This window comes from Alteromonas sp. ABH4_454, assembly GCF_056311775.1.
In genome coordinates, this window is the sequence record NZ_CM149972.1 from 1,137,282 (window position 1) to 1,152,496 (window position 15,215).

Consider the following 15,215-nt stretch of genomic DNA (forward strand, 5'->3'; position numbering starts at 1 on the left):
AATGGGAATCATGACGTGGTTAGAAGACTTCACGAAGGCAACGGACGTAAACCAAGCATTGAGAAACAAACAGGCGCTTGATGCCACAACGTGTTGCATCATGATGGCCGATGCAGATAGAAATATTATTTATGCCAATCAGTCGGTAAAAACACTGCTTAAAGAAAATGAAAAGAAACTACAGGCTGTCCTTCCTAGTTTTTCTGCTGATAATTTGGAAGGTCAGAACATCGACCAATTTCATCGTAATCCGTCACATCAGCGCAGTATCTTAGCTGAACTAAAATCGACAATGACTTCTACAATAAGCATAGGCGACTTGAACTTTAAGCTTACGCTAACGCCTTTTTTCGACCAAGACAATCAAAACATAGGCACTATGGTTGAATGGGTTGATCAGTCTGAGTTGCTTATTAAAAGCACCATGCTTGATGCGCTTAACAATGCGCAAGCGGTTATAGAATTTAATGCAGATGGCGTAATTCAAAACGCTAACGAAAACTTCTTGAATGGTCTTGGCTATAGCCTTAACGAGATCGTAGGCAACCATCATAAGATGTTTTGTGACTCTCAGTATATTCGTACTGAAGAGTACGCGCAGTTCTGGCGCGACCTTAAAGCGGGCAAGCTACAAAGTGGAGAATTTTGCCGTTTTGACAAAATGGGTAAAGAGGTTTGGATTCAAGCGACCTACAACCCGGTATTTGATGGCGATGGCAAGGTTATTCGCGTAGTGAAGTTTGCCACTGACATTACTGCATCTAAATTACGTAACGCTTATTTCGAAGGGCAAATTGAAGCAATAAATAAAGCTCAGGCGGTTATTGAATTTGACCTTGACGGAAAAATTCTGAGCGCCAACGAGAACTTCACTAACACAGTTGGCTACAGCCTAGATGAAATCGTCGGCAAGCATCACAGCATGTTTGTTGAAGATGAATACAAGCGCAGTGTTGAATACAGCCAATTTTGGGAGCAGCTACGCCAAGGCGTACTGTTCACTGATGAGTTTAAGCGCGTGGGCAAAGGCGGTAAAGAAATTTGGATCCAAGCATCTTACAACCCCATTTTAGACCAAAATGGCAGGCCCCACCGTGTAGTAAAATACGCCATTGATATCACGGCCACAAAGCAAGCCATAAGCGATATCAAAACAGCAATGAGTGAGCTTGTTCAAGGGAATTTGGACTGCCGCATCGAGCATGAGTTCGACGGCGAGTTTAAAGAACTCGGAACATCAATCAACCGCTTTATTGACGATATGCGCCGTATTATCGGTTCAATTAGCGATGTAATGACTCGCTTATCCGGTGGCGACTTAACGGCAGAATTGGACGAACAGTTTGAAGGTGAGTTTCAGGTATTGGGCGATGCCATAAACCAGTTTGTCGGAGAGATGTCTGGCACTATCGGGTCCATTTACGAAGCGGTAGAGACCATCAATACTGCGTCTTCAGAAATCGCTACGGGTAACTCAGACCTCTCAAGCCGTACTGAACAACAAGCATCTAGCCTTGAGGAAACCGCTTCGAGTATGGAAGAGCTTACCGGTACGGTAAAACTCAATGCCGAAAATGCTGAGCAGGCAAATGGCTTGGCGTCACAAAGCTGCGACATTGCAACAAGAGGCGGTGAGCTCATCCGCCAGGTGGTTGACACCATGTCTTCAATCAACGAGTCAGCTCAAGAGATCTCAGACATTATCGGTGTGATCGACGGCATTGCATTCCAAACCAATATACTAGCCTTGAATGCCGCTGTTGAGGCAGCTAGAGCAGGCGAGCAGGGCCGTGGCTTTGCGGTTGTGGCGTCAGAAGTAAGAAGCTTAGCCCAGCGCTCTGCTGAAGCGGCAAAAGAGATAAAAGAGCTTATATCAGACTCGGTAAGCAAAATTGACGGGGGCAATAAACTTGTCAATCAGTCTGGCGATACCATGGAAGAAGTGGTGACCTCTATTAAGCGGGTTAACGATATCATGTCAGAAATTGCTGCAGCGAGCTCTGAACAAGCTTCAGGCATTGAAGAAGTCAGTAAAGCGGTAGTGCAAATGGATGAAATGACGCAGCAAAATGCGGCATTGGTAGAAGAAGCTGCGGCGGCTGCTGAGAGCTTGCAGCATCAGGCCGGGAATCTAACTGAGCGTGTGTCGAGCTTTAATATCGGCGACAGAGCAACTATCACTGAGGCGCTCCCTCAAAAAGTGCATCAAGTAGTGAAGGAAAAAAAAGTGGCTCCAGTGGCCATGTTAAATACAAATAAAAAGCTAGCTCCTAAAGTACCGAACAATGATGAGTGGGAGTCTTTCTAGTTAACTAAAGGCGAATTCTTCAAAAGGGAATTCGCCTTTTTTATAAGTTGCGGGTTTATTCAGCGCTTCAAACAACTAGCGCTACAAATATGATAGGTGATGCTATGGGTGTTTTTAATATATTTCATAATGAAGAGTTGGTGGCTGCTCAAAGCCTTTCTCGTTTTCAAGAGCAGGCGCTGAGCGAGAGTGCGGCGTGTTTGATGCTAGTGGACGCATCGGGAACGATAACCTTTGTCAACAAAGCATTTAAACAACTTACAGCAGAGTTTCGCGCACAATTCTCGCGCTCTCTTCCCAACATTAACTATGAAAACTTAACAGGCTCCTCGGTTGCAGGCTTCTTCGCAAATAGTAGTGAACTAAATCAGCGGTACGCCACCTGTAACAGTAGCGACACCTTTTTACTGCCGATAGACAACCTGTTGTTTACACTAAGGCTCACCACAATCAAAAGTGTCGAGGGAGATAAACTTGGCACAATGGTGGAATGGATAAATGATCAAGAGTTGCAGCATAAATCCGGCTTATTAGAGGGCCTCGATCGTTGCCAGGCTATTATTTCCTTTACTCCAGATGGCATTGTTGAAGATGCTAATGATAACTTTCTAAAAGTAACAGGTTATTCGAAGGAAGATATTGTAGGTAAGCATCACCGCCTATTTGTGTTACCTGAATATGGTGTATCTGAAGAATATAATCAGTTTTGGAAAGACCTGAAAAATGGAGAGCGCAGCAGTGGAGAGTATTGTCGCGTAGCGAAAAACGGTGACAAAATTTGGATCCAAGCTTCGTACAATCCTATCTACGATAAGTTGGGCAATATTGTACGCGTTGTTAAGTTTGCTACCGATATTACGGCGCAAAAGCGCAAAAACGCCGATTATGAAGGGCAGATAAACGCCATTGACAAATCGCTAGCTGTCATAGAGTTTGACCTAGAAGGGGTAATTCAACACGCCAACGAAAACTTCTGTGCTACAACAGGCTATGACTTAAGTGAAATAAAGGGGCAACATCATAGTATGTTTGTTGAGCCTAACTATAAAATGAGCCCTGAATATTCGGCATTTTGGCGAGATTTGAAAAAGGGTGAGTTTAAGTCAGGGGAATTTAAGCGGGTAAAAAAAGACGGTAGCGAGCTTTGGATACAGGCGTCTTACAACCCAATTTTTGATGAGTTCGGTCAGCCTCAGAAGGTGGTGAAATACGCTTCCGATGTTACTGAACAAAAGCTGCGAAATGCATTTAACACGGGGCAGATAGATGCGATAAGTAAATCTCAAGCAGTTATTGAGTTTGACTCTAACGGTAATATCGTGACCGCAAACGATAATTTTTTGGCCACGGTTGGGTATGCACTAGACGAGATTCAGGGAAAGCACCACAGAATTTTTGTCACGAAACAAGAGCGTGAATCTGAAGAGTATCGCACTTTTTGGAAGAAGTTGGCTGAAGGCCAGTTTTATTCAGGTGAGTTTCACCGTGTTGCCAAAGATGGTTCTGATGTATGGATTCAGGCAACCTACAACCCCATTTTAGATATGAGTGGTAATGTAGTAAAAGTGGTGAAATACGCGAGCAACATTACCGAACAAAAAGTAAAAAACGCCTATTTTGAAGGGCAGTTAGCGGCCATAGGAAAGTCTCAAGCGGTTATTGAATTTAACATGGACGGCATTATCCAAGATGCCAATGAAAACTTTCTAAATACGGTGGGCTATACCCTAGAAGAGATCAAAGGGAAGCACCACAGCATGTTTGTCGACCCGGCATACAGAGCAAGCCCAGAATACGCCGCATTTTGGGATGCATTGCGAAGTGGCACCTACTCTTCTGGTGAGTACCGAAGAATTGGCAAAAACGGCAAAGAAATTTTCATTCAAGCTACTTACAACCCCATTTTAGATCATAACGGTAAACCCTTCCGCGTTGTGAAATTCGCTACGGACATTACAGGTCGAACTCAGGCAGTTGATGAAATTAAGCACGTAATGACCAAGCTTACAGAGGGCGATTTAACCGTTAATATCGACCATGCATTAGACGGCGACTTTGCTGTCTTAGGCGAAGCAATAAATCAATTCATCAATGAAATGCGCGGCACCATCACAAATATTAATGAAGCAGTAGAGACTATCAATGTAGCCTCAGGCGAAATAGCAACGGGCAATGCTGACTTATCAAGCCGTACTGAGCAACAGGCATCAAGCCTTGAAGAAACCGCGTCGAGTATGGAAGAGCTGACTGGCACCGTAAAGCTTAACGCCGAGAATGCTGAGCAAGCCAACGGCCTTGCAGCGCAGGCAAGTCAAATTGCCTCTCAGGGGGGAGAGGTCATCAGTGAAGTAGTGGATACCATGACGCAGATTAATGATTCTGCCCAAGAAATCTCAGACATCATAGGTGTCATTGACGGCATTGCGTTCCAAACTAACATACTGGCGTTGAACGCCGCAGTAGAGGCTGCACGAGCAGGGGAGCAAGGGCGAGGTTTTGCGGTTGTTGCTTCTGAAGTGCGTAACCTAGCGCAGCGTTCTGCAGAAGCCGCGAAAGACATTAAAGAGCTTATATCTGACTCGGTTGGTAAAATTGCCAGCGGTAACCAGCTGGTCGTGAAATCGGGTGAGACTATGGCTGAAGTAGTAACCTCTATCAAACGAGTGAATGACATTATGTCAGAGATTGCTGCGGCATCGGCTGAGCAAGCTGCTGGCATTGAAGAGGTAAGCAAAGCCGTAATTCAAATGGATGAAATGACGCAGCAAAACGCCGCGTTGGTGGAAGAGGCCGCAGCCGCTGCAGACAGCCTTAAACAGCAATCTTTCCAGTTGAACGAACGGGTTTCTGTTTTCGAAGTAGGCAAAGGATTTACTAATGAACAACGGCCTGTAGCGGCACTAACGCATGGTAACTTCCAACAGCCGCAACGTTTAGCTGCACAAAGAATGGAGCATGCACCCCAGGCTAAAGTGCTAACACCGGCTATGCCAAACGAAGCAGAGTGGGAGTCATTCTAATGACGGCGGCTGTTTCCACAAAAGATAGCTCCAGGGAGTTCGCCTTTGAAAAGGCGGACTTCAAGAACGTGCAGCAAATGTTGTTTAAAAAGGCAGGAATAAACCTATCTGATGCCAAGGAGGCAATGGTCTACAGCAGGCTAGCGCGTCGGATAAGGGCAAGAAACTTGCGCAGTTTTAATGAATATCTTGCTTTAGTGAACACATCGGAATCGGAGTTAGAGCAGTTTATCAATGCACTAACCACAAATCTAACGTCTTTCTTTCGCGAGCCGCATCATTTTACTGCGCTGGCTGATTACCTTAGCCAGCACAACGTTACTAACATTTGGTGTGCTGCCAGCTCAACCGGCGAAGAGCCATATTCAATCGCGATGGTAGTGGCTGAAGCGTTCGGAAGTTTTAAAACTCCGGTCAAGATCATTGCCTCAGACATAGACAGCAAAGTGTTAGCCAAGGCCAAAGCCGGTGTTTATCCCTTAGCCTCGATAGCGAAAATACCTCAATACCGGCAAAAGCAGTTCTTTCACAAGGGCAAAGGTGCTAACGAGGGAAAGGTGAAAGTGGTCGATGAGCTTCGCAATATGGTGCAGTTCAAAAAGCTGAATCTTACCGATGCAAAATGGGATGTTAAGGGGCCGCTTGACGTTATATTTTGCCGCAATGTGATGATTTATTTTGATAAACCAACGCAGCTAAAAGTACTACAAAAAATGGTGGGTATGTTAAAGCCATCTGGACTTTATATGGCTGGGCATTCTGAAAACTTTAATATGTATACTAACCTTGTGAGACCGGTGGGGAAAACCATTTATCGCCCCGTCGATTAGGAGATATCGTGGCGACCCCCAATTTTGAACTGCCCATAAGTTACTACGACAAGCGTTTTTCTAAAGAAGCGGTAAAGCTTTTACCCGGTCAGTATTTTGTTACCACTAAAGACAAAATGCTGGTCACGGTGCTTGGCTCTTGCGTTGCAGCTTGCTTGTTCGACCCCTATACGGGGTTTGGTGGTATGAACCATTTTATGTTGCCTACCGTGAATAAATCGGCAGGTGAATTTGAGCAAGTTCAAGGAATGGCAGCAAAATACGGCGTTCACGCTATGGAAATTTTAATTAATGAACTCGTTAAAGTAGGCGCACAAAAGAACCGGCTTAAAGCAAAAGTCTTCGGCGGCGGTAAGGTCGTTCCTTCTTTTGTTCAAAACGACGTGGGTAAGTTTAATGCCGAATTTGTAACTCAGTTTTTAGAAACCGAAGGCATACCTATTTTAGCCAGTGACTTGTGCGATGTTTATGCGCGAAAAGTCTATTTCTTTCCAAGTAGTGGCCACGTGATGATGAAGCGCATACACGAGTTAAACAACGCAACAATCATCGAGCGAGAAAGTCAGCACCGCTGGGAATTATCAAAACAAACGCCAAGTGGCAGCGTAGATTTATTTGAGGACTAGTCATGACAATAAAAGTGTTAGTGGTAGATGATTCAGCGCTTATCCGCCAAATACTCAGCGAAATAATTAAAAGTGAACCCGACATGACGCTGGTAGGCGCAGCGCCAGATGCGTTTGTGGCGAAAAAGCTGGTGCTAGAAAAGTCTCCCGATGTCATAACATTGGATATCGAAATGCCAAAAGTAGATGGTTTGCGCTTTCTTGAAGTGCTTATGAATGCCAGACCAACCCCTGTGGTTATGATATCAACGCTAACAGAGAAAGGGGCTGACGCCACATTACGGTCGCTGGAATTAGGTGCGATTGATTTTGTTGCTAAACCTAAAATCGGTGTAGCTCAAGGTATGGCGGAATACCACGAGTTAATCGTTGACAAAATTCGAACGGCCGCACGTTCAAAAGTAAAAAAATCCTCGCCAGCTAAAGTATCTTCGGTCAATAAGGTAAGCTATTCAGGTACAGAAAAGCTCATTGCCATAGGTGCCTCGACTGGCGGCACAGAAGCCATAAAAGAAGTGCTGCGAACTTTCCCAGCAAATGCCCCTGCAACGGTGATAACCCAGCACATGCCGGCAGGCTTCACTTCTACCTATGCAAGGCGGCTAGACTCTGTATGTCAAATGCAGGTTAAAGAAGCGAAGGGCGGCGAGCGTTTGCTTCCTGGTCAGGCATATCTAGCACCTGGCGACAAGCACATGGAAATTGAAAGAAGCGGAGCCGATTATCGTATCAGGCTTACCGATGGTGCGCGGGTATCGGGTCATAAGCCCTCTGTGGATGTACTGTTTAATTCGCTATGCAAAAGTGCGGGTAGCAACACGATAGGTGTATTGTTAACGGGAATGGGTAGTGATGGTGCTATCGGTCTTAAAGAATTATTTAACGCCGGTTGCGAGACATTCTGTCAGGATGAGGCAAGCTGCATTGTATTTGGCATGCCTAAGGTCGCTATTGAAAAGGGGGCTGCTAAGCAAGTATTAAGCTTAGATGATATGGGCAAAGCGGTAATGCAAACTGTAGAAAAGCTTTCGGCAGGTAGTCGCTTATAAGAATAGTGAGTAAATACTTACAGAATGCAAATTTTGTCCTAAAAACTGTAAAGCGATTGTTATAACTTTTCTTGTTACAGAAAAGTTTAGGTGTTTTAATAGCATAGCTTAATGAGTAGGTAATGCTGCTTCAGAATGCTGTTACTGAAGCCGATACTATGGATAGGCTTACTTGGAAGTGCGTAAAAATATAAAAATCGCTACGTAAGTGGAATGGTAAGGTAAAGCGTTGTTGTCATAATAATATAAAAGACAACGGTTTATGTGTGATAGCGGCGGCAAAGTAGACAAAGTTTTATTACTACGTATATTTTGCTGTACCTAATAACAAAAAAAGGCCTGCTATATTCCTTACAGATTTGAGAGCAAGTATATGCTCATTCTTACGGTAAAACACTAACCCGGGATTATAACGAGTAGTTGGGGACTCTTATGAAACAGCAAACGCTAATTGCGCTATCAGCCTTAATGTTTTCTTCTTCAGTTTTAGCTAACGGCGGCTTTGAACCGAATAAGAAAGCATGTGTAAACGTCGGAAAAGAAATCACTCGCGTAAGCACTGAAATGGACGTAGCAAAGTCTGGTATTCAAAAATCATGGCTTAAGCGCCAATTAAGTGCATTAGAAACTAAACGCAACTCATGTAGCACAAAAGGCTTTAAAGCTAACCGTCCAGAGTTAGCTAAGCTTTAATCGCGAAGTGTGTTTAGAAACAAAAAAGTCTTACCTTGGTAAGACTTTTTTTGTTTGTACAGTAGATAAAGTTAGTCAGTCACTATAGGTATTAAATCATTAAGCGAACTAATACTGTGATCAGGTGCAAGCCCTAACGGGTACATCATTTTGCCCGGGCGCTCTACAAATGTAGTTTGCATACCTGTCGCCTTAGCGCCGCTTACATCCCAGCCATGGGCCGCTACCATCATGGCGTCTTCGTTCGTCACATTAGCCTGTTGGCAGGCCCAGTGATAAACCGCTGCATGAGGCTTGTAAGTTCGTACGCTTTCCACACTCAATACATGAGAAAAATACGGCTTAATATTGGCATATTCCAGCTGCGCATCCAGCCCTGCTTTTGATGAATTTGAAAGTGCTACTAAGGAGAACCCCGCACTTTGAAGTGCCTTCAACGTCGGGATAACGTCACTATGAGCGGGTAGCTTGGTTATATGCTGTTTAATGGTGTCTTTCGCGGTAGTTTCATCAAGGGCTATCCCTTTACTGTGGGCTACCATGGTAAGCACTGCCGCGCCGATATCAATAAAGTCATGAAACTGCCCCGACGTTACATCCACCAAACTATGGTGAAGCAAGTTAGCAAACCATAAGTCGACCAGTGTTTCATCGCCGTTTAATACAGATGCTAAGCCTGTTTTAATAGCCTGCATGTCTAAGAGTGTTTCATTGATATCGAAGAAAATAACTCTTGTTGTCACACTTCACCTTCCTATTAATAATGACATTAAACGTTGCGTGTTATCCCAACTCACTTGATGCTTATACCACTGTAAGACAGAATTGGTTTTGCTAAAGCGCTATACGACCAATGTCGATGGATTGGCGTTGAAGGGGAGCATGAGGGTATTGGGAGCGCGCGACATTGCAAATACTGTTCGCGCGTTTTTTATTTAAGCTAATTGGTATCGGTTCGACTTTCCATATCAATCGACATGGCGATGTCATCGAGTATATCGTTAAGCCCAGTAATTTTTTCGGTAGCAATAAATACGCTCATTTGAGACTCAACCGTAATATAGTCATCTGTGGTGTCGCTCTCAAAGGTGCTTTCTAGCGCGCTTTGCACTCGGTCAAAGAACTGGCGCGCGCTTCGCTCTTCAATATTGTGAAGGCATAAAATGAATTGGTCGGTTCCAAAGCGGCCTAGAATATCGTTACCACGGATAACGTTTTGAAAAGTTTGTGCAATTTGCCGCAATACAAAATCGCCTTTTGTAGAGCCCATTTTACGCGTTATCTCTCGTAGGTTACTGATGTCGAATATTGCAATAGCAATGGCTCGACCCTTTTTAGGCGCATCTAGTTTATTAATGCGTGCGATGGCTGAATCGGCATTAAGTAGAAGTGTTACTGGGTCGATGGCTTTGCGTGCAAGATGTTTTTTACGTAAAACGTACCCGGCAATAAGAACGAGCGCTAAGAACACAACGATAGCGGTATACAAAGTATTCCTTCTTTGTTCTTCGGCTTTTTCAATGGCTGATTCAAGATCATAAATACGTGTATACAGATTGGCGGCGCCAACAATTAAAGCGGTATCTTGTGCCACTTCCCGTCGCTTCGTGACCTCTTTTGAGTAGATGTTGTGCGCTTCCTTGGTTAGAGCAATATCTTTTAACGCTAGGTACATGGAAACGTTAAAACTTAAGTAATCCAGGTTTGTATTGAAGACTTTTGGAATAACGATTTTGTCTAATGCGCCAATGCCAGCTAAATATTGCTCTACACAGGTGAGATCGTTGTTATGTAAACATAATTCGGCTTTGTGCCAAGCAACCAGTTTATGACCGAGGGAGCTAGAGATATTTGCAGTTGCCTCTTCGAGGGCCGGAAGGGTGTAGGCTAGATTACTATAATCACGCGTTTTTCTATGGTAGATAGACAGTGCATATTGATACAAAAAATTACTGAGTGGCGTGTTGATTTCGCTATTCAGTGCACCTAGCTCCAAAATACTTTGATAGGCTTTATCAGTCTGACCGCTACTTAGCAGTGATACAATGGCACTAATAATAATACTTACCTTATTGCTGCCTTTGTAAACAAGTAGGCCCATTTTATGTGCTTTCAAGTATTGCTCGGCGGCCAGCGCGTGCTGCTCTAGGCTACCATAGAGAAGACCGATAGCGTTGTGGATATGCGCGAGTTCACCTGGGCTACCGTTATCGGAATAGCGTTTAAGCACGCCGAACATTTTACCTAGTCTGACTTCGGGCGACGTAGACTCTGAACAATAGCTAATCAGCCCTAGCGAAGAAGCTGGTGAAAATATCGCTATGACGTTTTGGTGAAGATAAATCTTGGGCCTGTTGGTAATATTTACAGCGCGCCGGGTTTTCTCTGGCATCATAAGAAAAGCCAATTTGATAAATAGCCGATGCAAACGCGTACGAGCTTTCATCTATATTGCTTTGCATTATGGCTTTAAGCAGCATCTTTTCTGCTTCTTCATACTTGCCGCGACAAATTAAAAACTGCCCTTTGGCTACGGTCAAAGCAAAACGTTGTTGGGGTGAGAGGCTTTCTAAAGTGAGCGTTTCTTCTAGCTCTGGCAGTAACGATTGACTTGGGCAATCGTACGAGGGCGAGCGAACTTTTTCGATAACGGCATCGACATCAGTATTTGCCAGAGTCGCAGAAGAAGCGAACAATACGCTGAAAAAAGATAAGACTGTTAAATATAACCTTCGAGCCATAAGAGATAGCGTTTACGTTTTTTCTTTATAATATCGATTTGAGCCAATAACTACTATATAAAGCCCGTAAATCTTACTGCTTTTTTATGTTCTTATGCGTATTTTGTGTCTGAATTTAGCAGCTATTGTAAGTGGTAAGCACATTATCCCTAATGCACAGGCGACCCAAAACTTACCAAAATTGCCACGCCAACTAAGGCAACGGCAGACCATGCAATGGTGGCTTTTGTCGCTTTTTCACCAAGCACCCAGGCTACCCCTAACGACATTAACGCACTGGTGGCAATTAACGTTTGAACAACGGCGGCTTTGGCATAGGCGAACGCAAACATTTGTAAGTAGATAGCGGCAGTAGTACCAAGCAATGTTGCTACTACAAAAGCCGGCCATATGCGCTTGCCGTGGCTACTTTGATAGTCGATAACAGGCATATAGCGGGTTTTGGTTATGGCTATAAGCGGTATCACAAAGGCCATGCCGCCTACTAATCGCAAAAATGCGGCGCTTGCCGCGTCAACTTCTCCCGCGCTTAAAATGTCGCGGCTAACTACCGCGCCAATGGCCTGGCATAGTGCGGCGCCTACGCCATATAAATAACCGCTGGTAGCAAATACATGAGTAGAACTGCGTTTACGTGCCTTTATTACCATATCCACCGAGAATAAAACCACAGCAACGCCAACCCACTGCTGCCAGGTAATCCATTCGCCAATAAAGGCCATAGCGAAAAGCGCGGTAAATAAAGGCGCAAGGGTTTCGGCTACCAGTACCGCTTGGCTATCGCCAATGCTTTGTAGGGCTTTAAAGAAACAGGTGTCGCCAATGCCTATGCCAATAAGGCCGCTAAGCAATAGCCACAACACTGCGCCAGTGGTAAGCCCGGTTGGCTGAACGAAAAGTAGCACAACGGCCAATATGGCAATTGAAATTAAGCCTTTCCAAAAGTTCATAGTTAGCGGCGAAAATGCGTTGCCCGTACCACGGAATAAGCGCGCAGCAATAGCCCAACAAAGCGCTGTACCTAGCGCAGCAAAAACACCCATAAACTACCTGTTAACAATATGAATAAATGAGAAAGGGCAACGTTTAGTCTGCCAAAAAGAGCGGCTATGCTAATGCATGGTGTAGTTGGCGTAAACTTAAATCATCCAGTTGGTTTTTAGCTAAAACATCATAGCCTTAAGTAAACGTAACAGAAGGTGAAAGGCTTTCGTGGCATTATGTTGGTATCAGAAAATATGAGCAAAAACGCGCTGAACTGTTTTAAGCGTGTCTCTAGAGTATTAATGAAGTAAAAGGACGAGAAAAGCGTGAGTGTAGAGCAGATGAACTTAACCGGCATTAAAGGTGTAATATTCGATTTAGACGGCACCTTGGTAGAGTCTAGCCTTAACTTTACGCGAATGCGCGCCGACATAGGCTGCCCACAAGACGAGGATATTCTTACCTTTGTCGATGCCCTTAACTGCGCGGAAACCAAAGCCAATGCACACCGCACTATTTTGCAGCACGAACTAGAGGATGCGCAGAATGCAAAATGGCTAGCCATAGGCAAAGCTATGGTAGAAAAGGTACAGGAACACAAACTTCCCATGGCAATTGTTACCCGCAACTGCCGCCAAGCTACCGCTATTAAAGTAGCTAATAACGACATACCTATCGATTACGTGCTAACCCGCGAAGATGCCCCAGCCAAACCCGATCCAACCGCCTTATTAATGGTGGCGAACACATGGCAGCTTCAACCTGAAGACTGCCTGTATGTAGGCGACTTTATTTACGACCAGCAAGCCGCCGAGAATGCTGGGATGAAATGGTTGTTGGTTTAGATGTCTATCTACTGAAGTTCGCCTTGTCTTCCTCACGGCGTGTAAACCATGATGAATGTAGCGCTTTGATTTCACAGAATGTCTTAACATCGCCTGACTTATCAATAAGCATTTCTGATTGCTTATAGGTTCTGACGAAGATACCGCCAAGTGATTGGTACAAAATTTCTTCTTCCAATATTAGATTTTTTATACCTAAAGCCAAAAACTCAAAGTAATTGAGTACATAAGCCTGCGACTTTATAGCTTCAAAAAGTATTATATCTTCTTTGTTTTCTTCCGGGGCAGCATAAAGTGTTTTAACATCCATTTTTTCGAATTTTTCGATGTCCTCTAGCGTGATTTGTGTGTTCTGCCCGCTAGGGTACAATCTATTGACATTTTTGACGTGCTTGTTATAAACCTCAGAAGTGCGCATTTGCAACAAAACATCTAAGGAGTGACTTGTTCTGCGAGCAGAGGCATCAATTTGGAATTTAACAAATAAAAGGAGAAGCGTTATTGCTGTAGTAATGAGAACGGAAACCAGGGTCATATCGCCAGTTTGTACAGCTAATCGTTTGCTGCTTACCCAAACAAGGCTGCCTAACATTAAAAGAGCTGCGATTGTGGCAATTATAACTAAGCCGACCTTGTCCCTCTGAACTCTTAATTTAAAAATAGGCGCAGCAAATGCGCCTGCAATAAGACAGTAACAGGCAAACCATAATACTACGCAGTAGTCTCTATAAAAAAACGGTTTGTCCTTCTCAATTATCGTCAATGCAAACTCTAGACTTACTATAGCCACTAAAAGAATGCAGCTAAGGATCAATAGAGTCCAATTTAACTTTCCGAATTTTGAGAGAATGTGAGAATGCATTTGCGTTGCTACCAATTCCTTTTGACGCAGTTTCAGAGGTACTTATATACCCACTATATCTAGTTGTGGGATGGCCTATTAATCCCAAAGGCCATCATTGTGATTGGTAGTATTGATATCCCACAAGCCGTCTTGACATCCGTTTGAGATATCCCACAAACCGTCATTCACGCTTACTGAAATGTTCATAAATCACCTATATAAAGTTAAACAATTTTAGTAGCCAATCGAATATACATCATAAAATTGATAATGACTGACATACTTTATACAACAAACTCTACGTATAAGTTCAATTGCTTTTGAGCGACACATTTGTGCGCCCTACATTCAAAGTATTACTTCTATGTATACAATGTCAATATTTGCACAACGAAATTCGACGAAATGCTTAGTTTCACGATGCGTAGTGCGAAGCATTTAGAATAAAATCTAAATAAAAGGCCAAACATTATAAAGGAATAATAAAAAACTTCAAGCTAGTAGGCTGTGAATCACTATCTATTGGTCAGGTTAGAAGTAATTACTAAGCATTATTTCTGTGAGTTTAATCACTGTAGTATTTATCGGCTTTTGAATTCGTAACTTTAAAAGCCGATATTTTCATTATTCTAACTAATTCCATCGAAGATCTATGAAGCAAGAGTGATGTTACTTAGTGGTTTTTTATTTTGTCCTGTAGCCTGTGGAACTTTCTCAAAAAAATGCTTTTTAGGATGTAGGCGCCTCACTTTTAATGAACCATTATATAGACGGGACTAGAAGGTGTGCAGAATAGCTCAATGTAGGTCTAGCTATAGTAAACGAGGAGCATGCCTACAACTTACCCATGGCAATTGTTACCCGCAACTGCCGCCAAGCTACCGCTATTAAAGTAGCCAACAACAGTATACCTATCGACTACGTGCTTACCCGCGAAGATGCCCCAACTAAACCCGATCCAACCGCCTTATTAATGGTGGCGAATACATGGCAGCTTCAACCTGAAGACTGCCTGTATGTAGGCGATTTTATTTATGACCAGCAAGCCGCCGAAAATGCTGGGATGAAGTGGTTTTTGGTTTAGATGTCGACTTTATGACCAGAAGGAAGAGTTGGCAGTTCGGGCATTATTGCCATTAAGTCTTCCTCTAATAAGCAAAAGCGCCCAGTGCCAGCATATACTTTAGTATAGTCTTCCTCAGTAAGCTCTTGCATGTTCATATTTTGTTCGATACTCATAGTCTATTCCTTTCCATTTAGTTGATATTGCTTAAA

13 protein-coding genes and 1 pseudogene are annotated in these 15,215 nt (G+C 43.6%); 8 read left to right on the plus strand and 6 right to left on the minus strand.

What is annotated here, in order from left to right; translation table 11 throughout:
• Position 1: 1 nt before the first annotated feature.
• From ACYX4W_RS04985 to ACYX4W_RS05010, 6 genes are all read left to right on the plus strand, one after another.
• Positions 2-2,308, plus strand: a complete 2,307-nt coding sequence (locus tag ACYX4W_RS04985) for a methyl-accepting chemotaxis protein (RefSeq protein ID WP_476074869.1) — start codon at positions 2-4, stop codon at positions 2,306-2,308.
• Between the two features lie 104 nt (positions 2,309-2,412).
• On the plus strand, positions 2,413-5,328 hold the full coding sequence (locus ACYX4W_RS04990; protein ID WP_476074870.1) for a methyl-accepting chemotaxis protein: 2,916 nt from the start codon (positions 2,413-2,415) through the stop codon (positions 5,326-5,328).
• On the plus strand, positions 5,328-6,158 hold the full coding sequence (locus ACYX4W_RS04995) for a CheR family methyltransferase (protein ID WP_476074871.1): 831 nt from the start codon (positions 5,328-5,330) through the stop codon (positions 6,156-6,158). Before ACYX4W_RS04990 ends, ACYX4W_RS04995 begins: the two co-directional genes overlap by 1 nt.
• Positions 6,159-6,166: 8 nt before the next feature.
• Positions 6,167-6,784, plus strand: a complete 618-nt coding sequence (gene cheD / locus ACYX4W_RS05000) for a chemoreceptor glutamine deamidase CheD (RefSeq protein ID WP_474802646.1) — start codon at positions 6,167-6,169, stop codon at positions 6,782-6,784.
• Between the two features lie 2 nt (positions 6,785-6,786).
• A complete protein-coding gene (locus tag ACYX4W_RS05005; RefSeq protein WP_476074872.1) occupies positions 6,787-7,833 on the plus strand; it encodes a protein-glutamate methylesterase/protein-glutamine glutaminase in 1,047 nt (348 codons plus the stop codon).
• A gap of 432 nt (positions 7,834-8,265) precedes the next feature.
• Complete coding sequence (locus tag ACYX4W_RS05010; protein WP_474802642.1) at positions 8,266-8,526, plus strand: hypothetical protein; 261 nt, start codon at positions 8,266-8,268, stop codon at positions 8,524-8,526.
• Positions 8,527-8,597: 71 nt separating this feature from the next.
• Here the strand turns inward: ACYX4W_RS05010 and ACYX4W_RS05015 are convergent, their stop codons facing one another.
• The 4 genes from ACYX4W_RS05015 to ACYX4W_RS05030 all read right to left on the minus strand — a co-directional run bounded on the left by ACYX4W_RS05015 (position 8,598) and on the right by ACYX4W_RS05030 (position 12,310).
• Positions 8,598-9,269: a haloacid dehalogenase type II gene (locus ACYX4W_RS05015; protein WP_476074873.1), complete on the minus strand. Its 672-nt coding sequence runs from the start codon at positions 9,267-9,269 to the stop codon at positions 8,598-8,600.
• A 197-nt stretch (positions 9,270-9,466) separates the two neighbouring features.
• On the minus strand, positions 9,467-10,756 hold the full coding sequence (locus tag ACYX4W_RS05020; protein ID WP_476074874.1) for a GGDEF domain-containing protein: 1,290 nt from the start codon (positions 10,754-10,756) through the stop codon (positions 9,467-9,469).
• Between the two features lie 52 nt (positions 10,757-10,808).
• The gene (locus ACYX4W_RS05025) at positions 10,809-11,267 is read right to left on the minus strand and encodes a hypothetical protein (protein ID WP_476074875.1); all 459 of its coding nucleotides are present in this window, start codon (positions 11,265-11,267) and stop codon (positions 10,809-10,811) included.
• 149 nt (positions 11,268-11,416) lie between these two features.
• On the minus strand, positions 11,417-12,310 hold the full coding sequence (locus ACYX4W_RS05030; RefSeq protein ID WP_476074876.1) for a DMT family transporter: 894 nt from the start codon (positions 12,308-12,310) through the stop codon (positions 11,417-11,419).
• 267 nt (positions 12,311-12,577) lie between these two features.
• Here ACYX4W_RS05030 and ACYX4W_RS05035 point away from each other — a divergent pair, with 267 nt between their 5' ends.
• Positions 12,578-13,096, plus strand: a complete 519-nt coding sequence (locus ACYX4W_RS05035) for an HAD family hydrolase (protein ID WP_476074877.1) — start codon at positions 12,578-12,580, stop codon at positions 13,094-13,096.
• A 4-nt stretch (positions 13,097-13,100) separates the two neighbouring features.
• Here ACYX4W_RS05035 and ACYX4W_RS05040 read toward each other — a convergent pair whose 3' ends face one another.
• Positions 13,101-13,958, minus strand: coding sequence for a DUF4760 domain-containing protein (locus ACYX4W_RS05040; protein WP_476074878.1), 858 nt, complete (start codon positions 13,956-13,958; stop codon positions 13,101-13,103).
• Between the two features lie 778 nt (positions 13,959-14,736).
• Here ACYX4W_RS05040 and ACYX4W_RS05045 point away from each other — a divergent pair.
• Positions 14,737-15,024 (plus strand): annotated as a pseudogene (locus tag ACYX4W_RS05045) (HAD family hydrolase); the annotation flags it as partial.
• Here the strand turns inward: ACYX4W_RS05045 and ACYX4W_RS05050 are convergent.
• Entirely contained in the window at positions 15,021-15,179 is a 159-nt protein-coding gene (locus ACYX4W_RS05050) for a hypothetical protein (RefSeq protein WP_269918800.1), read from the minus strand. The pseudogene ACYX4W_RS05045 and the gene ACYX4W_RS05050 sit on opposite strands and share 4 nt — an antisense overlap.
• Positions 15,180-15,215: the final 36 nt, after the last annotated feature.